Source organism: Paenibacillus sp. FSL R7-0345 (assembly GCF_038595055.1).
Lineage (GTDB): Bacteria > Bacillota > Bacilli > Paenibacillales > Paenibacillaceae > Paenibacillus_AQ.
This window is the reverse complement of the sequence record NZ_CP152002.1, coordinates 2248266-2272109: the sequence shown is the minus strand read 5'-3', so window position 1 is coordinate 2272109 and position 23844 is coordinate 2248266. Positions and strand designations below refer to the sequence as shown.

Annotated in this window: 18 protein-coding genes; 3 read left to right on the top strand and 15 right to left on the bottom strand. The window is 51.9% G+C overall.

What is annotated here, in order from left to right; genetic code table 11:
* Positions 1–47: 47 nt before the first annotated feature.
* The 5 genes from NST84_RS09420 to NST84_RS09400 all read right to left on the bottom strand — a co-directional run bounded on the left by NST84_RS09420 (position 48) and on the right by NST84_RS09400 (position 7497).
* Entirely contained in the window at positions 48–950 is a 903-nt protein-coding gene (locus NST84_RS09420; protein WP_342565332.1) for an ABC transporter permease subunit, read from the bottom strand.
* An 82-nt stretch (positions 951–1032) separates the two neighbouring features.
* A complete protein-coding gene (locus tag NST84_RS09415; RefSeq protein ID WP_342565331.1) occupies positions 1033–2631 on the bottom strand; it encodes an extracellular solute-binding protein in 1599 nt (532 codons plus the stop codon).
* A gap of 348 nt (positions 2632–2979) precedes the next feature.
* Positions 2980–5214, bottom strand: a complete 2235-nt coding sequence (locus NST84_RS09410) for a helix-turn-helix domain-containing protein (protein WP_342565330.1) — start codon at positions 5212–5214, stop codon at positions 2980–2982.
* Between the two features lie 93 nt (positions 5215–5307).
* Positions 5308–6279 (bottom strand): ROK family protein, encoded by a 972-nt coding sequence (locus NST84_RS09405; RefSeq protein WP_342565329.1) that lies wholly within the window; start codon positions 6277–6279, stop codon positions 5308–5310.
* Between the two features lie 42 nt (positions 6280–6321).
* Positions 6322–7497 (bottom strand): ROK family transcriptional regulator, encoded by a 1176-nt coding sequence (locus tag NST84_RS09400; RefSeq protein WP_342565328.1) that lies wholly within the window; start codon positions 7495–7497, stop codon positions 6322–6324.
* A 212-nt stretch (positions 7498–7709) separates the two neighbouring features.
* Between NST84_RS09400 and NST84_RS09395 the strand changes: the two genes are divergently transcribed.
* Positions 7710–8177 (top strand): MarR family transcriptional regulator, encoded by a 468-nt coding sequence (locus NST84_RS09395; protein ID WP_342565327.1) that lies wholly within the window; start codon positions 7710–7712, stop codon positions 8175–8177.
* Here the strand turns inward: NST84_RS09395 and NST84_RS09390 are convergent.
* The 9 genes from NST84_RS09390 to NST84_RS09350 form a co-directional block, all read right to left on the bottom strand.
* Positions 8174–8449: a hypothetical protein gene (locus NST84_RS09390; protein WP_342565326.1), complete on the bottom strand. Its 276-nt coding sequence runs from the start codon at positions 8447–8449 to the stop codon at positions 8174–8176. The genes NST84_RS09395 and NST84_RS09390 overlap by 4 nt on opposite strands.
* A gap of 232 nt (positions 8450–8681) precedes the next feature.
* Positions 8682–10562, bottom strand: coding sequence for an LTA synthase family protein (locus NST84_RS09385; RefSeq protein ID WP_342565325.1), 1881 nt, complete (start codon positions 10560–10562; stop codon positions 8682–8684).
* A 103-nt stretch (positions 10563–10665) separates the two neighbouring features.
* Entirely contained in the window at positions 10666–11379 is a 714-nt protein-coding gene (locus tag NST84_RS09380) for a glycosyltransferase family 2 protein (protein ID WP_342565324.1), read from the bottom strand.
* Positions 11380–11711: 332 nt separating this feature from the next.
* Complete coding sequence (locus tag NST84_RS09375; protein WP_342565323.1) at positions 11712–12389, bottom strand: HAD family hydrolase; 678 nt, start codon at positions 12387–12389, stop codon at positions 11712–11714.
* Between the two features lie 205 nt (positions 12390–12594).
* Positions 12595–12852 (bottom strand): AbrB/MazE/SpoVT family DNA-binding domain-containing protein, encoded by a 258-nt coding sequence (locus NST84_RS09370; protein WP_342566383.1) that lies wholly within the window; start codon positions 12850–12852, stop codon positions 12595–12597.
* Positions 12853–13205: 353 nt separating this feature from the next.
* Positions 13206–15302, bottom strand: a complete 2097-nt coding sequence (locus NST84_RS09365) for a glycoside hydrolase family 36 protein (protein WP_342565322.1) — start codon at positions 15300–15302, stop codon at positions 13206–13208.
* A gap of 144 nt (positions 15303–15446) precedes the next feature.
* On the bottom strand, positions 15447–16775 hold the full coding sequence (locus tag NST84_RS09360) for a sugar ABC transporter substrate-binding protein (RefSeq protein ID WP_342565321.1): 1329 nt from the start codon (positions 16773–16775) through the stop codon (positions 15447–15449).
* Positions 16776–16898: 123 nt separating this feature from the next.
* Complete coding sequence (locus NST84_RS09355) at positions 16899–18545, bottom strand: helix-turn-helix domain-containing protein (protein ID WP_342565320.1); 1647 nt, start codon at positions 18543–18545, stop codon at positions 16899–16901.
* 4 nt (positions 18546–18549) lie between these two features.
* Positions 18550–20295, bottom strand: coding sequence for a histidine kinase (locus NST84_RS09350; RefSeq protein WP_342565319.1), 1746 nt, complete (start codon positions 20293–20295; stop codon positions 18550–18552).
* A 296-nt stretch (positions 20296–20591) separates the two neighbouring features.
* On the opposite strand from NST84_RS09350, the gene NST84_RS09345 reads away from it, so the two are divergent.
* Together NST84_RS09345 and NST84_RS09340 are read left to right on the top strand one after the other, a co-directional pair.
* Entirely contained in the window at positions 20592–21482 is an 891-nt protein-coding gene (locus NST84_RS09345; RefSeq protein WP_342565318.1) for a sugar ABC transporter permease, read from the top strand.
* A complete protein-coding gene (locus tag NST84_RS09340) occupies positions 21482–22315 on the top strand; it encodes a carbohydrate ABC transporter permease (RefSeq protein WP_342565317.1) in 834 nt (277 codons plus the stop codon). Before NST84_RS09345 ends, NST84_RS09340 begins: the two co-directional genes overlap by 1 nt.
* A gap of 456 nt (positions 22316–22771) precedes the next feature.
* Here NST84_RS09340 and NST84_RS09335 read toward each other — a convergent pair whose 3' ends face one another.
* Entirely contained in the window at positions 22772–23806 is a 1035-nt protein-coding gene (locus NST84_RS09335) for a CapA family protein (protein WP_342565316.1), read from the bottom strand.
* Positions 23807–23844 lie beyond the last annotated feature (38 nt).

Here is a 23844-nt window from a genome sequence, read left to right as displayed (position 1 = left end):
TTAACTGCTCTTTCACTCATAAGGTACACTCCCTGTCAAAAGGTTGTTTAAAGGATGCTCTCGTCTGTCAGCTTTTTCGAGATATAATTGGCTGCCAGCAGGAAGATGAGCCCGACCACCGCCTGGAACAGCCCGACTACCGTAGCCAGCGTATATTGCCCCGATTCCAGACCAATCCGGTACACGAAGGTGCTCAGCACATCCGAGTATTCCCTGACAGCCAGGTTACCTATCACAAAAGGACGTTCAAAGCCGATGGAGATCATATTTCCCAAATTGATGATCAGCAGTGTAACAATCGTCGGTTTGATACCAGGAATAGTAATATGCAGAATACGCTTCATCCTGCCTGCCCCGTCCACCTCAGCCGCCTCGAACAATTCCTTATTGATGCCGGTAAGCGCCGCCAGATAGAGGATCGTCCCCCAGCCTGCACTTTGCCAGACCCCGGTCAGGAGATAGGTGATCAGCCAGTAATTTTTATCAGAAAGGAAAGGAACCGCGTCGAAGCCGAGGCTCACCAGCAGATTGTTGATCATGCCGGACTGTGTGCCGAACAGCTGATAGACAATCCCCCCGATGATTACCCAGGAAATAAAATGCGGAATGTAAAGGATGGTCTGCGACAGTTTTTTGAACCAGGCTACTTTAAGCTCGAACAGCATAATGGCAAGGATCAGCGGTGCAGGGAACGATACGATAAGATCGAGGAAATTCAGCATCAGCGTATTGCGCAGCGTTAAATAGAAATCATGATTGGCAAAAACCTCGCGGAATCCGTCCAGGCCGATCCATTCACTGCCGCCGATCCCCCTGAAAAAGTTAAAATCCTTAAAAGCAATCTGCACACCGTACATAGGGCCGTATTTAAAGATGATAAAAAAGGTTATAGGCAGCACCAGCAATGCGTACATCTGCCAGTTTCTGCGGAAATATCGCGCGTACCCCATGGGCGGCTCCTCCTTTGCTCTTGCTTCTGATGGTAAGGAGAGCAGCACGGCCTCCAGCCGCACCGCTCTTCATCAAGATCTGTTATTGCTGCCCGCTGTAAGCTGCTTTGCGTTCATCCAGGATCGCCTGTCCGCCGCTTGCCATATAGTCCTTCAGCATACTTTCATAGGTTGCATCGAAATCCGCAGGGGATACCATCGCCGATTTTACAATCAGCTGCTTCGCCTTTTCGCTGAGTGTGGTACCGTATTTACTTTCGGCCTCAATTGGACGGCTGGTATACACAGGCTCGATGACATCGGTGTTTGAAATATCAAGCGACTTGGCAATGATATCCTGGTACTCAGGCTTGAAGCTCTTCACAAAAGCCTCATTGTTCTTCTCCTGGCTCTCGAAAATCCGGCCATTAGCGATAATCCCGATATCCCCGCCGCCCATCAGCTTGTTCGTGGACTCGGCAGACAAATTCGGAATGGCAACCGGAACTCCGTCCTCCAGGGTGTAGTGCTCACCTTCAATCCCGTTCTGAATGTACATCAGATGATCCCCGGAGGCCATCCAGTCTAAGTATTTGATCGCTTCAACCGCATGCTTGCTGGACTTGGGAACCATGATATACATTCCGTTCGGGGCAGACACCGGCTTGGCGTGCTTGCCTTCACTGTTCGTATAAGGATCAATTGCGGTCAGGACCGCATCCGGATGGTTCTGCAGGAGCAAATCATAAGCGCCGTCAGGATAAAAAATATTATCATTGTCCTCACTGAACGCACCTACGAGCCCGGAGCCGATATTCTGCGTCAGTGTTTCTTTATTTTCATCCAGGGCAAAATCCTTGCTGATCAGCCCTTCGTTATACAGCTTGTTCATATATTGTACTGCGTCCTTGAAGCCGGGCAGCAGAATCGGATAATCTCTGGAGCTCAGTGTCTGGGTCAGCTCAAAGCGCTCCTGCTCGGTGACTGGCTGGATAAAGGACCAGATCAGCGACTCATATTGCCCCGGGGCAATCGTCATTCCGAGCGGAATAACCTTGCCTCCGGTTTCACCCGGGTCCTGTTCTTTGAAGGCTACCAACGTGTCATACAGCTCCTCTGTTGTCGTTGGAACCGGCAGCCCCAGTTTATCCAGCCAATCCTGGCGTACAAAGGAGGCGTATTTCCCTACGGTTGAGCGTTTAGCCGGGATACTATATTGCACGCCGTCAAATTGGCCGTATTTCAGCGTATCTTCGCCAAGGAAGGCTTTCAGGTTCGGCCCGTATTCATCCAGCAGCGGAGACAGATCCGTCAGGCCGCCCTGCTCGGCATATTTATTGAAGGTACCGGAATCGTAGGTGAACACAATATCAGGGACATCTGTGCCGCTCGCCATCAATACATTAAGCTTGGTTACTTCCTCCGAGCGGGGAATAGGAACAAATTCGACGTCGATGTTGTTTGGCCGGCCAAAGCTTTCTTTTACATAGTCGGTCAAAAAGTTATCCGATGCCGTAAGTCCTGCCGGTGCGTTGCCGCGGTCAAACACTTCGATTTTCAAGCTTCCAGCCTGTTGTGATCCGCCGTCACTTGCATTTGCACTGGTACTGTTATCCTGTGAACACGCAGATAATAATACTGAAGAAGCAAGAACTGCCGAAAGACCCAAAGCCATTTTCCCTTTGCTGTGACCGTTTGCCATATTCCCTCACCTTACCCTTTCGAATTCTGGTATTGATCCAATCGTCTCTGTCTCTGCTATGCTTCCAAGGTAAGCATGGTATGAATTATCACATCGATTCTAAAAATGTACAATATACATGATTCTTTGCGCTTTTTCATAAAAATCCAGTGATACTACGTCACTTTTCATGACATTTAAACCATTTTCCCGCGATTATCGGATAAAAATCTAGTTAATAAGCTATATAAATAACATGTAAATAACACACATTGATATAATCATGATATTTATTCCCGATAAAAAAGCGCAAATGCCGGCGCATAACTTCCGGATTTACGCTTTGTTTTTGCTTCGTACATATACAGCTTATCGATGATTCAGCTTCCGGTGATCGCCGGGAGTCATTCCGGTAACCCGCTTGAAGACCCTGCCAAAGGTAATAGCGTTAGCATAACCAACCTGCTGGGCAATATCCTGAATGCTGTCCTGCGTGCTGCCCAGCAATTCCTTCGCCTTTATTACCCGCAGCTCCGCCAGAAAATCAACAAATTTCATATTGAATTCTTCTTTAAACAGATAGCTGGCATATTTGCCGGAGATCTGGAACCGCTCACTCAGATGGTTTAAAGAAAGATCCGGATTGGCGTAATGGTCCTCTATGTAATGCTTAACCTCTTTGATCATGACGCGGTGGCTTTTGAGCTCATTTACGGATACATAAACATGGTAAGTTTCATTCAGCCATCCGGTTAACAGCTCCCTGATCTCATCCAGATCTTTACTCCCCCGGATCTGTCCCTGCAAACCGCCGGTGCCTGCTAACGCAAACTGCCGGTCCAGTGTTTCTGAGATGCCTTTAAGCTCCTGCTCCAGTGCCTGCAGCAGGACCTCCAGCAGCATGTAAATCTCTTCATCCTTCAAACGGTCCTTGCGGAAGGAAGCAAAAATCTCTTTTAGCCCGTTCCGCCAATTCTCCCCGGATAGCCGGAATTCCCGGACCAGCCGGGTGAAATTACCGAAATATTTATAGCTCTGCAGCCCGGGCTCCTCCTGCCCGTCCATATGAACTGCCGCCATTTCTGTTCCCAGCGCCAGCCTGTGGCTCAGCACGCCGGCAGCAGCTGTATAAGACAGGTGGATATCCTGCAGACGATTAACAGTGTGACCGACACCAAAGATAAGAGAGAGGCGCAAGTTCTCCAGAATCCAGCTGTGGCAGCCTTTGGCCAGCTCAAGCAGCTGCTGCGGGTTATCCTCTGCAGGCCCGTTCCGGAGACCGATCAGCACAGCGAGCCGTTGTCCGCTCACCCACTCCGACCATGCCTGAAGCTGTTTTCCGGCCACCAGGTCACTGATGACATTGGTCAGGGCGAATTTAAGCAGATTCTGATCCTGCCGGGATAAAACCTTCAGCTCGTCTGCCGTATTGATTTCCGCCGCAAACACAACGAAGGCGTCAAACTCCCTTTTCCCCTCAAAGGGGTCAAGCTCTGCTAATCTGTCCGGCACATCCTTTAAGCGTTCGCCGCTGATCATGTCCAGGAACAGCTGGCTGCGCTGAATCAGCAGATTCTCATAGCGTTCCCGCTCGTAGTTGGTTGTCAGCTGCACCAGACTGTCCAGGGCAGTGTGCATCAAGGCCAGCTCATCCGGGTTAGCAGCGGCGGCCGGCTCATTTTTGCCAGGGGGCTGCATGGACTGAATCCGGACCATCAGCTGCTGAATCGGCCGGTAATTGCGCCGGGTGATATAAATGATATACAGAACTCCCAGGGAGATCGTCACCAATCCGATTACAATCCAGATATACGAAATAACCGAAATCCAGTCGAACAGCCGGCCTGCCCGCAGTCCGCTCTCAAAGGTCCAGCCCAGGCTGTCCGCCTGAATGGTCGATAGCTTGCGGACATTGGCATCCCCTGATTCCTGTGAGGAGTCATACATTAAGGTACCTGCAGAATCTTTTATCCGGACAAAAGAAAGCTCTCCGTTCGTTAAGCCATCCACCAGACGTTCCAGACGGTATACGCTGATGTTGATAACGAGGTAACCCTCTGAGCCCAGGGGAATCGGAAGTTTTCTGGCCAGACTGACCACCGGATATCCGGCTTTGGTATTTCTCGGCTGATACATCCGTACGGGACTCCACCCGGTCTGCGCTTGCTGCTGTGAAATCTCATCAATGTATGCCGTTTCATGCGTCCATTCCAGGTCCGCGTAACCGCTTTGGCTGAGAACCTGCCTGTCCTTGCTGCGGTAAATATAGATCGAGTCAATCAGGCTGATACGTTCGGCCAGACGGTTCATGCTTTGGACGATTTCGTAGGAGCTGTGAGCAGGGTAAGAAGCACCGGACGGGTCAAAAAAATCATTGTAGGAATAGTTATTTTCAATTTCTTCCAGCACACTGAGCTGTACATCACTTAAAGTCCTTTCCACAGTATCCACAATATAGCTGGTGGAGATGTAATTCGCTTTTTGCGCCTCACTGCGGGAGAGCTCGGTAATGATCATAAAGGCCAGAAAAATCAGGACAGACACAACAAGAAGAAAGACAGGGAAGTATGAAAATAGCATCCGACTGTACCAACTGCGTTTCATAGCTCCTCCCCCCTCTTTATAAGAATGAAATGGACTCACATCTTAAACAGAATTAACCCTTAACGGCAATTACGGCGACGGTAACAAGTCTTGTTATACGCTTGATGTAAGTTTGCTTCTTACCGCCGCAGCAGCACCGATTGCTCCTGCCCGGTTGCCGAGCACCGCCTGTTTTATTGCCACCGGCTGATGCGGGGTATACCGGCTGACACGCTTGGCAATTTCGTCAATATATCGCTGATTCTTCTCCACTACTCCGCCGCCGAGAATGACCAGCTCCAGATCGAGTGTGATCACAATATTCTTGACGGCAGCTGCCATATGTTCGTAAGCCTGATCCAAAAGCTGCAAAGCTGCCTCATCCCCACGCTCAGCGGCTGCAAATACATGCTCGGCCCGGACCGGTCCGCCCTGCGCCAGTCCGCGGATTACAGACGGGCGGGCGCTGCTCTGCAGGTAATCCGCGGCCTTCGCCCCGATTCCCGTGCCGGACGCCTCCATCTCCAGTGGGCCGAACTCGCTGTACTCCGGATCAGCTGCACTATTGTATTCGCCGGGCTTAACGATGAGATAGCCGATCTCGCCGGCGGCGAAGCCGGCTCCCCGGTACAGCCGCCCGTCCAGGAACAAGGCGCTCCCGACCCCGGTTCCAACCGTGATCATGATGAAGTGCCCGGAGCCGGCAGCCGCTCCTGCCGCATGCTCGCCCAGCGCTGCCATATTGACGTCGTTATCAAGCACGACAGCTCCCGGATATCGGGCAGCAATGAGCGGACGGATATCCGCAGCAGGCCAATTCAGCGCCGGAGCGCTGGTGAGCGTTCCTGTACGTTCATTCATCACCCCCGGAAAGCCGATGCCGACTCCCTTAAGCGAGGAGAGTGTGCCGCCGTTACGGTTGCAGCAGTGCTCCAGTTCAGCGAATAACCAGTTTAAAAACGTCTCCGGTTCACGGCTCAGCTGTGTCTCCAGCTTGTGCTCCTCCAGAATATTGCCTTGCTCATCTGTAAGGCAGAGAAGTGTTTTGGTTCCGCCGACATCGATTCCTGCGCTAAATAGATTCACTGTGAATTCCTCCGTGATTTTGAATTTTTTTATCCCGGCTTACTATCCGCGAATACGGCGAAAGGCTGCCTGAATGGCAATTTGAACGGCTCCTAGTACAACATCCTTCTCCCCGCAGCCGGAAACAGACAACTGCGGCTTGCGTTGCAGCCCCGCCAGCTCCGCTTCCAGCCTGTGCAGCAGCAGGTCGCCGTTTCCGCCGATCCCGCCTCCCAGCACGATCCGGTCGGGGGCGATTACGGCACAAATACTGCCAAGCGCTTCTGCCAGCAGCCGGCAGTAAGCATCCAGTACGAATTCTGCGGGAACATTGCCGCCGCGTGCCTCATTGAATATCTGCTCTGCAGATACTCCGGGTTCTGCGAGCAAAGGAGCAGCTGCCGCTGTTTGCTGCGCGGCGGCTATGCTGGAGGCAAGCTGTATTAGTCCGCCTGCGGACAGAATATCCTCCAGCCTGCCGCCGCTAAGCACCATATTGGCCAATTCACCGGCACCGCCGCCAAGCCCGCGGTAAATCTCCCCGCCCATAATCAGTCCGCCCCCGGTCCCTTCGCCGATCGAGAAGTACAGCAGGGAACGGCTTTTTTCCGCTCCGGATAAGGTGTACTCCGCCAAAGCTGCGAGATTGACATCATTTTCGGTGACCACAGGCACCGGGAACAGCCGGGCCAGATTCGCCAGCTTCAGTACAGCTTCGAGGCCCCGCAGCGGCGCTACCAGCTCAGATACCCCGCCGTCTGCGGGATTCACCACTCCGGGAATCCCGAACGCCGCAGCCCGGATGTTATCCCAGTTCAGTCCGGCTTCGGCTAGCAGCTCTTCTAAACCCTGTACCAGAAAGCTCTGAAAATCCTGATCTGTCAGATGCTCTGCCGGCATCGCAAGCTGCCTGTAATGGCAAATCTCACCGCCCATATCCGCCAGAGCCAGCCTGATCCGGGTCGCCCCCAGGTCCGTGCCAATAACATAAAAGCAGGTCTGGTTAAATTCAAGCAGAGTGGCCTTACGGCCCTGGGCATTTTCAGCCCGTCCTGTTTCCCTGACCAGTCCCCGTGCAATTAAATGGGTAATGGCAGCAGAAATGGTAGGCTTGCTTAGTCCCGTCTCACGGCTAAGATCTGCTCTGGATTGCGGTCCTCCGGCTACAATCCGGCTCAGAATCAGCATTTCATTCAAGTTGCGCATTGCTTTTGGCGTCCCCGCAGATGATATTTTCATCATTCGCCCTCTATTCTCTTGATTACAATTAGTAAAGATTCTTAACTAACTATACAGATTGCCGTGAAATTTATCCAGCCCTTTGTAAGGTTCAATTACATCAGCGGGCAGAGATAAATTTTCCGTTTACCTGTGCGGGCGAGAGTTACTGTTTCCTTTTCGCCCTTACCTTGGGCTATAATTATAGGTAAATATGCTTACGGGGTGTAAAAATGAATGAAGACAGGTATAACAAAGTTGACGGCCTGATGGGGGCTTTTCAGCAATTCTCCCGGCTGAACTGGCAGAAGACGACGATGTTCGGACTTAAGCCGAGTGAAATCAGGGTGCTGATTACCATCCGCATGGCCAAAAAAAGAACCGGAAAGGATACGCTAACCGTCTCGGAACTCAGCAAACTGCTGCGTGTGACCTCACCCACCATCACACAAATGGTGAACAGCCTGCTCAGCCAGGGGCTGGTCGTGCGCACCAGTGACTCCCAGGACCGCAGGATCAGTGCGATCCAATTGACGGAGCAGGGGGAACAAATTGCCGGCCAGGCAATCGCAAAGATCCGCGAAACTTTTAAGGGTATGATCGACCATCTCGGTGAAGACAAAAGCGACCAGCTCATCGAGCTGCTGAACGAAGTCCACGCCTATTTCGAGCAGCTGAACGGACAGGCAGATTACTCTTAATTTGGTGTATCGCGACTAGGCATCCGGCCGTGCCTCTGCAGGGCTCCGTCTGTTATCCGCCATATCAAAGGCATTTTTGCCCTTGATTCATCCGCTCCGCCCGTTTCCAGCCATATCAAAGGCATTTTTGCCCTTGATTCATCCGCTCCGCCCGTTTCCAGCCATATCAAAGGCATTTTTGCCCTTGATTCATCCGCTCCGCCCGTTTCCAGCCAAATCAAAGGCATTTTTGCCCTTGATTCATCCGCTCCGCCCGTTTCCAGCCAAATCAAAGGCATTTTTGCCCTTGATTCATCCGCTCCGCCCACTCCTCCCGCCTGTCTCGCCGCGCATCAAACCTCTATTTACTCTCGTGTTAAGCTCCTATCCAACTCACCATTTCACCTTCGCCCAACACAAAGATGTCCCCTTTACATTATCAAAAAAAACACCAAGTGCAGGATCTCCCCCACACTTGGTGCTCATTCTACTTTTAGCTTATAATTCCGTTTACACTTGCCAAGCCTATTGCTCCGTCTGATCCGCCCGGTCAGGCAGCTGCAGCAGATAGCTGTTCGACAGGTTCAGCAGCCGCTGGACTGCCGTGAACTGGGCTTCGGTCGAGCCGCCCGGCAGACTGGAGTTATCCAGCAGGTTATAATTCGTACCGTCCGCATAACCGTCACCGGTCACGTAAATGCTCCGGTTATTAATGAAGGAACCCGTCGGCAGGAAATGCCGGACTGGCAGCAGGTTGCTGCTCTGGTTGAACAGGTCTTCGCCAAAATGCAGCTGCTGCGCAACTGACACACCAAGCAGATTGGCAACCGTCGGCAGAATATCGACCTGGCCGCCCGTGCCGCTCATGACCGATGGCAGCGCGCTGCCCGGCGAATGGACGATGAACGGAATGTTGAACATATCCGTGTAGCCGTAGTCATGGCCAACCAGTCCGTCGATCAGATCTTTCTCGTTGCTGTCCAGCGTGTACATCGGCACACCCTGGTGATCACCGTAGAAGACAACAAGGCTGTCATCCCACAGGCCGCTTGCCTTCAGCTCCTCCAGAAACTGCCCCATCGCATAGTCGGCATAATTCTGGGCCTGGATATAGTCACCAAGCAGCGTTCCCTGGTAACGGTCCGGCAGCGTCATTTTGTATTTTTCCTCCGGAATCCGGTACGGGTGATGTGCACTCATGGAGATCACCATCGCATAGAACGGCTGGTCTCCGGCATCCATTTTGGCCAGCTCGGGAACGGTCTTTGCGAACAGCACCTCATCCGAAGAACCGAAGGCAATGTGATCGTCATCCCCGTAAAAGGTCTGGTCATAATACTTGTCAAAGCCGATGGCTTGGTACAGGGCGGTACGGTTCCAGAATTCCACGCTGTTCGTATGGAACGTCGCTGTTGCGTAACCATTGCTGCCCAGCAGCTTCGGAAGGCTCGGGACCGCTTTTTTCATATAGCCGGAGGAGGTCGCCGGTTCGTTCTTGGGTACATAAAAAGAGGTATTCACCGCAAACTCGGCATCTGAAGTCGTACCCTGACCCGCATTGGTGTAAAAGTTGTTGAAGTACGTATTTTCGCGCACCAGCTTGTTGAGGTTTGGCGTAATCTCCTGCCCGTCAACCTTCAGCCCGATCAGGAAGTTTTGGAATGACTCCATCTGGACCACAATCAGATTCCGGCCCTTGTCGGCTCCGAAGTAGAGCGGCGCTGCCGGCTCAGTGATCCCCTTCACCTCATTCACCGCCTGCTGCGTGATGTCCTGCGGGGCAATAAGCTCCTCATCCTCCGTAGTATCGGCAAATAACGTGTACAGCTCGTAGTTTAAAATCCCCATACTTTCGGCTTTTTTAATTTCATTCATGCTTGCATGGTTCGGCCAGATGTTAAAGAGACAGAGGCCAACGGATACGGCAGACAGCACCAGCAGGACCGGCCGGCTCATCCGGACCGCCCCTCTTTCCTTCCACTTGGCTATATATTTAGGACGGAACATGAAGAACAGGAAGAAGACAATGTCGACAAAAATAAACAGATAATACGGCGTAATCAGCGAATACGTGCTCTCCCCGACCTTCGTAACCTTATCTGCCTGCTGCAGTGCATGATAGGTGGCAATAACCCCGTAATATTTGTAGTACATCAGCACAGCAAAATAGATCACCGTAATCAGCAGGTTCGCAATCATGTAGTACAGGATTTTCCGTTTGGAGGCGAGCCATTCAATCAGGCTGAACACGATCAGGAAAAAAGGAATCTCTGTGAACGCCATGCCCCAGCTCGGGCCGTCGCTGAAGACGACAAACCAGGCTACGGCGCTTTTGATCAGCAGCACAATGCTGAACAGTATAATAGGTCTGCTGAATAAACGTTTTATTATGGAATCTTGGTTCATAGTAAACTGCACCCCTTAGTTTTCAGAAAAAGAACATCTATTTTCAAATATTGACAGCTTTCTTCGTTATTTCCCGACAATCGACAATATACGCCAAAATGTACTATTTCAGATTCGGGGAGGATCTGATCCGGTAATGGACGACTCTGCGTTTCAGCATGCAGATAACAGCAATATCCAGCAGTCCGGTTATGAGCTGTTTAATAAACCGCAACTTGAAACCCCTGCCTTTTTTCTTCCGGTATGTAACGGAAACTTCAATGACGGAGTAACCGTTCATCCGCGCCAGCGTCGGCAGGTAACGGTGCATCCCGTTGTATAGATGGAAGCTGTCCGCAACCTCACGTGTCATCAGCTTGAGCGGAGATTCCGAATCGCGGATCTGTTCTCCGGTAAGCCAGTTGCGGAGCTGATTACCGAGCTGTGCCGGAAGTCTCGTGAGCAGTGATGCTGCGGCGTCCGACCGCCGGCCGTTTATGAAATCCACCTTGTTGATAAACGGCATCAGCCGGACAATATCCTGAGGATTGCCCTGCAGCCCGCCGTCCATCAGTACAATAAGCTCCCCGCGGGACTGCTTCAGTCCTGCAGAAATTGCTGCCGTCTCCCCGCAGTGCCGCTCGAAATGGATGACCGTCTCGTCGCCTGCAGCCAGCTCATCCAGAATGGCAGCGCTCCGGTCCCTGCTGCCGTCATCCACCAGCACGATTTCATAGCTGTCCGCCTTGTCCCTTACCGCAGCTGTAATGCTTAAATATAGCTCCATAATCTGATCTTCTTCATTATAAACAGGAACAACTACAGATAAGTTGATCAAAGGGGTTCACCTCATGCCAAGTATTTATATTCACATCCGGGAGAAAGCGTTACACAGACAGCAAGAAGAAACGGTTTGCCGTCATGCACCGGGGGACGCCCGGGAACGGTTTCCGTTTCTGCGGAGATATATTGAATTAAAACACAAAATAGATAGGTTATCAACCTAATTTTTTAAATAAACAGGACTTCCCCTCAGCTGGCTTGCCGTACTCACTTTCACCATTCCGCAGCAGGCTGAAGTGAACGGAATTTATCCCGTTGTATTCGTCAAAAAGGCCCTCTTCCCGCAAGCAGCGGAAAGAAGGCCTCATTTATTAGGTACAAGAGTATTCACTCTGCCTGGTCGTACAGTCCGATCAGCTCATCGAATGCTGAAATAATAACGTCCGAGCCCTTAAGCTCCTCCTGGCGGCCGAAGCCGGCATATCCGCAGCCGATCACCGTCTGCCCGTTGCCTTTGCCAGCCTCTACGTCGGAAGAACGGTCACCGACCATCCATGCGCTGCTTACCCCGTTGTCTTTCAGCAGGAGACCCAGCAGCTCTGTCTTTGTCGCCGTTCCCTGGCCGCCCGCGCTGTACAGTCCTTCGAACAAATCCTTCAGCTCATGTACTACAACAATGCTGTGGATATAATCGGCCAGCCCGTTACTGGCGACGAACAGCCTTACGCCCCGTTCACGCAGCGCGCGCAGCGTCTCTGCCACCTTCGGATACAGCAGCGTGCCGCCAGCTTCCAGCCCTTCAATCTCCAGCTGGAGCAGCAGCTCATCCGCTCTGCGGTGTACCGCTTCATCCGCTTCCGGCATCACGTTGTGCCAGATCTGCGCAAGCAGCATACCCAGGCTGCCCAGAATACGCTCCTCCGGCGGCGTGGGGCCGGTGTACAGTCCCTCTGCACGGAGAATATCGAACATTTTATGATAAGCAGGCAATAACAGGCTTTCTGTCTGGAACAGTGTTCCGTCCATGTCAAAGACAATCGCTTCCGGTTTCTTCAGTTTCGTCATCAGGTGACCCTTCCCTTCATGTTGTTCTGCATGTCTTAATGATATAGGTTGCAGCACACCTTGTCTACGAAACGGGCTATCCTGAAAACGAAGTAACCCGCAAAGCAGGGCACCCCGAAAACTAAAAAGACCGGAGCGTCCACTGTTACAGTGTCTGCACTCCGGTCTTGTCGTCCTGTATAATTACAAGCTTTAGATTTAAGAATTATACCCGGTCAAAGCTGGCGTTCAGTTCATCAAGGATGTCCTTGCTGATCATTTTGCCTCTGAAATTAATCAAGTTTTCTGCGCTTCCGGAGAAGATGCAGGTAGGCTCGTATTTTCTCAGAATAATCTTTTCACCGTCAACAAAAATTTCCAGCGGGTCTTTTATGTCAATTCCCATTGTTCTCCGCAGCTCAATCGGAATTACAATACGTCCCAGTTCATCCACTTTTCTCACAATACCTGTAGCTTTCATTATTATGCATCCTCCCTTGAAATAAGCACTTTATATAATCATTTGTGTTAAAAGCTATCAAGGCTTCTAAATAGTAGTAATGATTACGCTCATATTTGCATTGTAAAGTGCTATATCTTCCCTGTCAAATTTATTTCTACATCTTTTGATATTTATCGACATATTATTCGACAAAGTTTAGAGATGATTCGACAAAATATTAAAATAATCCTCATAATAATCCATTTTGATTCCTTTGAATAATAATAGTTTTTTGTGTAAATAGCAAAAAACACCCTCCGCAAGAACTGGATAATCTTCTCCAGATTGCGAAAGGTGTTCCCATTCATCCGGTCCTTTAGACCTTATTTAACCTGTTAAGCATGCAGTTCAAACAGTCTGGCCGTTTTGCCGGCCGGAATGGTTACGCTTAGGCTGCCCTCGCCCTTGTTCCAGCTCCATTCAGAGCTATGCTGCTTAGGGTAGGCACAGCTGATCCATACGTCCCGGCCGGCCAGCTCTGCCAGCGGAAGCGTAATTCCCTGCTCTTCACCGGCAATCCGCCAGACAGCCAGATAGCGGACATTTCCGTGCTGCAGGCCGTAGCTGACCCACCGGCCCCCGCTGTCCGGCAGGCCAAGCGGCCAGAACGGCATTGCCTGCGGAATGTGCGCGCGGATCGACTTATAGTAATCCAGCGCTTCACGCACCAGCTCCCTGCGGCCGGGCGCAAGCTCCGCCAGATGGCCGCTCTGGTGCACACGCAGCAGCAGGGCGTTAATCATGTTGAAAATGACCTCTTCATCATCGCCTTCACGCAGTGGATAGGACCAGACCGCCGATTGCTCCGGAGTCAGCGCCAGCGGGGAACCTGCAGCAATTGCCGCGTACTGCACATAGTCCTCCTGGTCACTGGTGGACTGGATACTATGGCGGCTGAGCATCGCATAATCCATCCGCATGCCGCCGCTGGAGCAGTTCTCGATGACCAGCTCCGGATAACGTACAAAGATGCTGTCGAGCCAGGCCAGATAGGCCCGGTTATGCTGCAGCAGTCCGTCGCCGAAGCTGTCGGCATCCGTCTCGGTGCCGATGCCTGCATTGATGTTATAGTCCATTTTGATATAGCCGACGCCATATTCCTCGACCAGCCGGGCAATAACACCATTGGCATGATCAATGACCTTAGGATTGCGGTAGTCCAGCTGGTAGCGGCTGCGGTCCTTAACCCGCTTGCCATGCCGCATGAAGAACCAGCTGTCATCGGCTTCAGCCAGCTTCGGACTGTTGATGCCCATAACCTCCAGCTCCAGCCACAGTCCCGGAATCATTCCTTTGCCGCGGATATAATCCAGCACATATTTGATGCCTTCCGGGAAACGTTCGGCCGAAGGCTCCCACTGGCCGACGCCGTCCCACCATTCGCCCGGGGCATACCAGCCGGCATCAATACAGAAATATTCACAGCCTACATCCGCCGCAGCGTCGATCAGCGGCAGCAGCTTCTCTGTCGTCGGACTGCCCCACAGGCAGTTCATATAATCATTAAAAATAATCCGCAGCAGCTCATTGTCCTCATTCGGTCTGCGGATGATCCGCCGGTACGCAGTCAGCTGGGCAGCAGCCGCTTCTATCCCGCCTTGAACGGAGCCGGCAGCCGCCGGAACCGAGGTGAATTCCTCACCCGGTGCAAGCTTCAGCCACCAATGGTTGTCGTGCTCTGTCGGGCCGCTTACCAGCAGGGTGAGCTGATCATACTGGTCGGTTAGCTCCCAGTGCCAGGAGCCGTTGTGCTCAATCTGCCAGAACAGGCTGCTTCCGCTTTCTTTATTGTGCAGCACCGCCATCGGCAGCAGCTCCGCTGCCGACCAGGAGCCGGTATTGCTGGCGGCGATCCGCTTTGAGCCCCGGTCAGCCAGATGGTACATGCCCAGCTCCGGCAGACTGTAGGTCCGCCACTGCAGCTCGCTCTGCCAGCCGCTGTGCGCCAGCGTAACTTCGATTTTGCTGCCTCTCTCCCCGCTGCCCTCTTTGTCCACACCTGTAAGAGCAAAAGAAGAAACATACTCTACCGCCGCTTCCCTGTCTCCTTCATTCCGCAGCACCGTCCAGGCGCGGACAATCTGTACTCCGTTATAAAACTGGAAATGCTGTACTGCCTTGAGATCAGTCACCGGATCAGCGAGCATCAGCTCCAGCTTGCGCCCCAGCACATTCACTGTGTCACTGTGTCCGCTGTATACCATCCGCAGCCCCGGATAAGAGGCACGGTGCGTCCGGCCGTGATACTCATCCCGGTCCTCCCCGGACAGCTGCAGCTCCAGCAGCCGGAAGCCCGGCTTGTGCTTGTCCGCAATCACGCCCGGCTCAAGCGGCGCCGCCCCGAAATGCAGCAGCCGGACATCCAGCTCCTCCGTAATCTCAATTGTAAGATATAATCCGTTTTCATTAATCTCTAGCAGCCTGCTGGTCATATGTGTTGAATCCTCCTGACAAGTGATGTTTTCTATCCTGATTATATAGGCATTAAGTGAAATTTCTCTATTTCATTCACAAAAACAGACGGCCCCGCCGGTAAGAACCTTACCATTGAGACCGTCCCGGATTATCACTCTGCGTTATTCAGCCGAACCGAATTGAATCCATGCTTTTTGAATCTCATCAATCGCCTGATCCTTGGTCTTGCTGCCGCCGATATAAGCCTGCATCAGCTCACCGAATTTCTGGTGGAAGGTATCCAGTGAGTAGTTGACGGACAGGTCGCCGGATTTCTCGGTTTTGAGGATCTCATCCATTTCCTTGGGCATCTGCAGGTCAGGCATTGGAGCATCCTTGATCGGCGGAATGACTTTGGCTACAGTAGAGAACCAGTTCTTGCCGTACTCGGAAGTGTACAGCCAGTTGAAGAACTCGATGGTTTCGGCAGCCACTGCGGAATCCTTGTTAATGCGCAGCGCCTGGTCGGCACCGGTAATAATCTGCGACTGCTCAGCTTTGTCGCTCACCGGATAGCCGGCGATGCCGAGGTCAAAGTCAGGCGTGATTTTCTTGATTGCTTCCTCATCCCATGCGCCTTTACCGGTCATGAATGCCGCTTTGCCAAGCGCAAAATCACTCACTTCAGCATTGCTGTCGCGTTCAAGCGGCTTGTCTGTTCCGTGTTTAACCGTAGTGTCAATAAAGTTGAAGAAGTTATCGTACAGCACCGGATGATCCTTGAAGGTAGTTTCGCCGGCGATAAAGTTAGCTACCAGTGTTTTTGCTTCAATACCGGCATCCGTAGCCGCTGCGTCTACAAAGTGCTGGAAGATGTGCTTCCATACCCACCACTCTTTGTAGGCGTTCGCGAACGGTGTGATTCCCTTGGCTTCCAATTTAGTGATGGCATCGTCCAGTTCAACCGTCGTTTTCGGAACCTCTGTGATGCCCGCATCTGCCAGCAGTTTCTTGTTATACATCAGCACGAACAGATTGCCTTTTACCGGAAGACCCAGCACCTTACCGTCTGAGGAGCTCATGTTGGCGCGTACCGCATCGGTCATTGCTGCAGCCAGCGGTTCATTGGTCAAGTCTGCACTGTATTCAGCAAAAGTATCAATATCCCCGCCGGCGGTAGTCTGGAAAACGTCAGGTGTGCTGCCGGCAGCAATTTTGGATTTCAGCACGGTATTATAGTCGGCCTGCATAATTTCCAGGTTGATGGTCACGTTCGGCTTCACTTTTTTATACTCGGCAATATAAGCATTGAATGCGTCCGTGTACTCCGGAGATGCGGTGAACATATTAATCGTTACGGGCTTGGAGGAGTCTGTTTCGGTAGCTGCATTATCTCCGCCATTTGTTCCAGCCGTGTTGTTAGCAGCATTATTGTTATTGCCTCCGCAGCCGGCCAGCAATCCTCCGGCGAGCAGCAGGCTCGCAGAAACTGCCATGAATTTTTTTAACATGATGTTGCCCCCTTTTCCTCATGCATCTTGTGTTCTTGTTGTTTATTCTAAATAAAAAGAAAAAGGATAAGAATGTACATAAGTGAACTTCTAAGGGTAAAAAAGTGGGCTAATGTAACCGTTTCACTTTTCTGCCTCCAAGGTCCCTGTCCGGAATTCAGAAGGCGAACAATCGTAGTAATTACGGAACGCCTTGCTAAAATAGTTCTTATCCTTATACCCCAGCATCTCGGAAATATCCTGAACTTTGAGTGCGGGGTCGGCCAGCAGCTCCTTGGCTTTGTCCATTCTTACCTTTTGTACATACTCATGAATACCGCAGCCGTATTTACCCTTGAACAGCTTCATCAAGTATTCTCTGCTCAGGAAATACTTATCCGTGAACATCGATATTTTAATATTCTCAAAATAGTGGTTGTCAATGTATGCTTTAATATTTTCCAGCACACCGCTGCGGTTACCGGCCAGCGATCTGCTGATCTCCCCGGCATAGGCATCGAGAATCTCATTCAGCAGCGCTTCAAACTGGGTGAACGAAGCGTAATCACCGCTGATACCCAGTGCGGCAAGCCCTTTGTTCTTCACACTGCGGAGCAGCGGAGGCAGCTCGTCCAGCTCCCCGGCAATATCACCGAGCAGAATCAGAAATTCGCGGAGCGTCCGCTCCGCATCGCCCAGGCTGAAACGGGCGGAGGAGCGCCATTTTTGGGTGAACTCGTTCAGAATGCTTTTGGCATGGGCGGCATTTCCGCTCTCCATAATGCTGCGGATCTGCGGCATCCGCCCGGTCAGGGAAGGACTGTCCTTGAATTCCTGTACGGCAGCGCCGCCACCGGCCACGAGCGGCCCCTTCAATTGCAGCAGGTCAATCTCATCCAGCCGCGCTTTTGCTGTATCATAGGAGCCGGCGAGCTCCAGATAATCACCATATGTAGCCCCGACCGCACCGGCACAGACTATACCGAACAGCTCCTTCAACGTCGCAGCAGCCTTTTTCAGCTGATGTATGGAATGGAAGGCGGCATCCTCTTCATAGCCCTGTTTCATCGTAAACACCGCAATCAGCTCGCGCTCATTCTTCGGGTTCACAAAGCTGAAAGCCTCAAAGCCGCCGCCGCTGTTCTCATTAATCACATTGGTCACGGCAAAATGCATCAGATCCCGGTCATCATGAAACCGTGCGCGGCGCACCTGCTCCAGATTGAGCAGCCGCAGGATGCCGGCCGTGAACTGGCTGCCGGCTGAATCGGCTCCGATCAAGGGCAGAAAAGCCTCATTAGACTGGTTCTTGAAGCCCCGCTCCAGAATAGACAGGTACATTTTCTCCTTGAGCTTCGGTACGGACATATTCAAAGTAATGTTTTGCGTGATGAACTCACTCTGCTTGCGCTTCCTGGCCTCCAGCATATCTACAGCCTTACGCAGTGCACTGTTGAGATCACCGCGGTTCACCGGCTTCAGCAGATAATCGACCACCTTGGAGCGGATCGCCTGCCGGGTATATTCGAAATCATTGTAACCGCTGATTACAATCAGCAGCAGCTCGGGAAACTCGCGCTCCGCAATCTGCAGCAGCTCGCTGCCGCCGAGCTCCGGCATTTTCATATCGACCAGAGCCAGATCTATTTTATGCTCCCGCAGCATCTCCAGTCCGGCCCTGCCGTTAGTCGCCTCCAGCACCTCGCCGATCCCCAGCCCCTTCCAGTCACCCAGAATATGAATCGCTTCGCGCAGCGGCTCCTCATCATCAATGATCAGCACTTTATACATGTTGTTATTGGCCTCCCCGCGGTAAAAGAATATCCATTGTCGTTCCGTTTCCCTCACTCGTTATAAGCAGTCCGGCTTCATCCCCGTACAGCAGCTTAAGCCGGGTATTCAGATTTTTGAGCCCGATGCTCTCCTGCCCTCCTTCCTCCCCGGCTGTCTCAGCACGGGTCTCCTCATCCCACTGGATCTGCAGCGAGCCCAGCACCTCCTCCAGACGCTCCGCCGTCATTCCCGGCCCGTCGTCCGTCACCGAAATCACACTGTAGGCCGGCGTTACATGCGCTTCAATCCGGATGGTGACAGTAGCCGATACTTTTTCCAGAGCATGCTTGATGCAGTTCTCCACCAGTGTCTGCACGGACAACTTGGGAATCCGCAGCTCCATCAGGCTCTCATCCCAATCGAAGACCACCTGCATCCGGCTGCCGAACCGGGCTTTTTGCAGAGCCAGATAACGCTCAATATGCCGCAGCTCCTCGCTTGCCTGCACGACATCCCGCCCGCTGATACAATATCTGAGGGTCAGCGCCAGATTATCGACCATTTCAACGATATCATCATTGTTGTTCTTGAGCGCCTTGGTGGAAATCGCCTGCAGGGCGTTATAGAGAAAATGCGGATTAATCTCGGCTTCAAGCGCCTTGAGCACCGCGTTTTTCTCGACGATTTTCATCTTATAGCGTTCATTAATCAGCTCATTCGTCCGCTCCACCATCTTGTTAAAATGCCGGGACAGATAGGCGATCTCGTCATTGCCCTCGACCCTGGCTTCCGCTTCAAAGCTGCCGGCGCTGAAACGCTTCATCTGCAGAGAGAGATTCTTGAGCGGACTTGTGATCCGGTTGGACAAATAACTGACCAGAATGACCGAAGCCATCAGAAAAAGCAGCCCGATCGAATAGCTAATCTTGCGTGTCGTGGTCGCCGCTTCATAAATTTGCTTGTAAGGAATCGGCTTAACCAGCTTCCAGCCCTCTTTTTGACTAATATCGTAGATAACAAGGTATTTCTCCCCGTCATCCGCCCAGGTCAATTGCCCGCCTTGCTCCGGTGTAAGCTGATCCGGCAGATCCGCCTCCTCCGTCCGGGCATAGAATGTCCGGTTATCCACGACGAACGGCTCGTTGTCCGGGCTGATATACATCAGATGCTCCCCTTCCGCAAAGGGAATATCCTTCATAATCTCATCCGTCACACTGGAATTGAAATACAGCGACAGCACCGCCTGGGGCTCACGGGAAGCTATCGAGCGCAGCAGCCGGTGGTAGCCCATGAAGCTTTTTTCCGGATTGACCCTATAGTCGCCCTGCTCCACCGTATCATTGACAAAGGACTGGTAGGACCGGTTATTGGGGCTAGCCAGCGCGCGCTTGTACCAGGTCAGATTATCAATCGGCGGATGCTCGGCCACCCGGACCGTAATATTATAGTTCTCCTTGGTGACAAAATAATATTTCTGCTCCTTAATAATGTACAGGTAAATCGACTCCAGATCCTTGCGTGAAAAATAGAGATTTTTCAGATAATCCTCCACATACATCTTGGAAGCATAGTCCTGTGATTCATGCGTAATCGCGTAAGCGAACTCATCATAGGAGATTTGCGGCAGGGACAGCTGTTCAATCCCGTTAAGATAGCTCTCCAGATTCCGGCCGACCAGCAGCAGGTTGTTGCTTGTGCTCGCTATGCTGTTATTCACTGATTCCTTGCGCAGCATTCCGTAGGAGATGAACGTCAGTGAAGTGACCACGAGGATGATAATAATGGAGAACAGCAGGATCAGCTTGTTGGCCAGACGGCGAGAAATCCGCTCCAGCAGCGGCTCCAGCAGCTTTTGCAGGGTGTTTTTTATGATGGACGCAGCCTCCTCCGCTTGTTATTTGTGTACGCTTTCAGTTCACTTTTTTACCCCTAACTGTCTTCTTAAATCCATTTCTGAGTATACGGCGCTGCCCTATAATACACAATATAGACTAACCGGAATGGTTAAGTGTGGCAAGCGGGGGCCTTTACTCCCATCCTATAAATAGCAGAAGAGGTGCATCCATGTTAAAATCACTCGGCAGAAAATGGCGCGAGAAAACGGAATTCGGGCTGTTCACCCTCCCCGTTCTCATCTGTATCGCAGTAGCCTTCTACGTCCCGTTCATAATGACCATCCGTTATTCCATGACCAAATGGAACGGGATCTCCAAGCATCCCAAGTTCGTCGGACTGGATAACTTTAAACAGATTTTTACGGGAGATACGAATTTCTCCGATTCGGCCTGGTTTACGATAAAATATGCCGTGCTCTACATCGTTATCGTCAATGTGCTGGCTATTCTGCTGGCCGTGCTGTTAGATATGAAGCTGAAGTCTACCTCCTGGCTGAGAGCGGCCTTCTTTATTCCTTACATCCTCAGCTTGGTTATCGTCGGCTTCATCTGGAAGTTCATCTTTATGCAGGGCTTCAATTCGCTCGGTGAAAGCACCGGCTGGGGAATCTTCGATCTGAGCTGGCTGGGGACGCCGGGGCTCGCTTTTATATCCATATTAGGGGTATCGATCTGGCAATCCATCGGGTTCTATCTGGTTATTTACATCGCCGGCCTGCAGTCCGTGCCTGAGGATCTTAAAGAAGCAGCAACGGTGGACGGTGCCGGAGCGCTCAGACGTTTCTTCAGCATCACGCTGCCGCTGCTTGCACCATCCATTACCATCTCGGTCTTTATGGCGCTGACCAACTCGATTAAAGTGTTCGATGTGATCCTGTCACTGACCGGCGGCGGTCCCGGCGGAACCACCTACAGTATCGCCTATGACATCTACCGTGACACATTCCAGAATAACCTGTACGGCTACGGTACGGCGAAAGCGCTTATCCTGTTCGTTGCAGTGCTGATCGTTACCGTAATTCAGCTTACATTCTTCAAGAAGAGAGAGGTGGAGGCATAATGAAAACCAACAACAAATCCGGAAAAGTCATACTCGAGATTGTGCTCGTCCTCCTCTCCCTGCTGTTCCTGTATCCGCTGTTCCTGACGATTATTAACTCATTTAAAAGCTTCAGCGAGGTCATGACCGACGTCATCGCCCTGCCGCAAAAGCTGACGTTCGCCAACTACTCTTATGTATGGGAATTCATCAACTACCCGCGGCTGTTCCTGAACAACTTTATCATCACAGGGGTGGGGCTTCTGGGGATCGTGTTTGTCTCCTCCATTGCCGCCTACAAGCTGGCCCGGACCAAAACAAAATGGAGCGGTGTCATCTATTTCCTCTGCATTATGCCGATGCTGATTCCGTTCCAGTCGATCATGCTGACCGTGCTGCAGACGGCCAAAAACCTGAACCTGTCCGAAAGCACCTGGGGACTTGGCCTGCTCTACTGGGGCTTCGGCGCACCGCTGGCCGTATTCATCTATCACGGCTTTGTTAAAGGGATTCCGCTGGAAATCGACGAAAGCGCCACGATCGACGGGGCTTCCGGCTTCCGCCTGTTCTTCAGTGTCATCTTCCCGCTGTTGAAATCGGTAACAACTACCATCGTCATCATCGACGTGATGTGGATCTGGAACGACTTCCTGCTCCCGCTCCTGATGGTCAACGGCTCACCGGATACCAAGACACTGACCCTGGCCGCGTACACCTTCGTTGGACAGTACACCTCCGACTGGCAGTATGCGATGACAGCCATGGTAATGGCCGTACTGCCGTCCATCATCGTATTCATCTTCCTGCAAAAGTATATCGTCAAAGGCGTTGTTGCCGGAGCGGTTAAGGGCTGACCGGTTTGGTTGGCTGTAAGAGTTCAGTGTAATGGACACAGTGAAATACCTTATGCCGCATGATTGATACAGCACAACACTCCAATAGCGCATGATTGACACAAAAACACCCCATAGCCGCGATGGCTGTGGGGTGTTTGCTGTGCTTGCTGTGTTTGTATGCAGAAAACCAGATGGCTGAACATCCTGATGAGTGCATTTTGTACCTTAGGCTGCGCCATAGCGAGTCGCTGATTAAACTAAGTGGAAAAATGTCACCTAATTCCGTGCAGAACGCCTCTAAGCGTAGACTAAGTGGAAAAACGTTACTTAATTATTGCCGGTTCTGCTCCCAACGTGGATTATGACCCGAAATAAGCTGCATTTTTCCACCTAATCGCTACCTATTTAGGAGATTCAGAGAATTAAGTAGCGAAAATCCAACTGGTTGCCGGGAACGTACAGGGCCTCATCCCTTTACAGCTTCTCACTAACCGCGCCGTCCGCAGCAATCTTCGCATTGAACGACAGCTGGTTCAGCCGCTTAATCGTTTCCTTATTATAGGCAGCCCCCATAAAATTCGGCTGTCCGCCAATGATTTTGACCGGCGTAATCTTGCTCGTAATCCCCGTCTTCGTAATGGTGAAGTCAGCCAGCATCGTATGCACCGTCTTCTCTCCGCCGCGCGTGGATTTGTTGAACACAAAGTTACCCAGCGAGTAGTAGATCGGCTTGTGCTTGTAGTACTCGATCCCCATCAGGCAATGGCTGTGCGCACCCAGAATGATGTCCGCGCCGCTGTCGATCATCTGCTTCGCCAGCGTCCGGGCATACTTCTCGGGATAGTCCTCGAACTCCTCATTCCAGTGCAGATAGACGACCGTGTAGTCGTTGTCCTTGGCAGACTTTTTAATGGCACTCAGCAGCGGCTGCGCCGTGTAGGCTGAGGCAGCGCCCGGCGCAGCCTTCCCCGCATACCAGGAAGGCCCGGACAGCACCCGGCTTGCTCCAAGCACGGCAATCCGCTTGCCTTTGACTGTTTTGACGTACGGCTTAAAGGCCTGGTCGATATTGCTGCCGGCCCCGGTGTGGCCGATCTTGTATTTATCCAGGTGAATCAGTGTATCCAGCATCGCATTCTGCCCGTAATCGAGGATATGATTGTTGGCCAGCGTCACGCCGTCAATGCCGGCATAGCTTAATCCGCCAAGCGTCTCGGGCTTTGAGCGGAAGGCAAACATCTTCTCGGCCGCCTGCCCGCGCACCGATACCGGTGTCTCCAGATTGGCGAAGGCCAGGTCGGCCTTGCGCAGGACAGGTGCTACCTTGGCAAACGGAAAATTCACCCCGTACCTGGCGATCTGCTCCCCCACAAAGCCGTCCAGCAGAATGTCACCGGCAAAAGTCAGGGTAATGCGGTCTGCCGGCTGCGCCGTGGACGGTCCGCCCAAAACCGCCGGGGCAGGGACCAGCAGAAAGAATAATAAGAAAAGTATGGCAGCTCTGCGCACTCCGGTTACTCCTTCTGATAAGATATTATCAACTATAA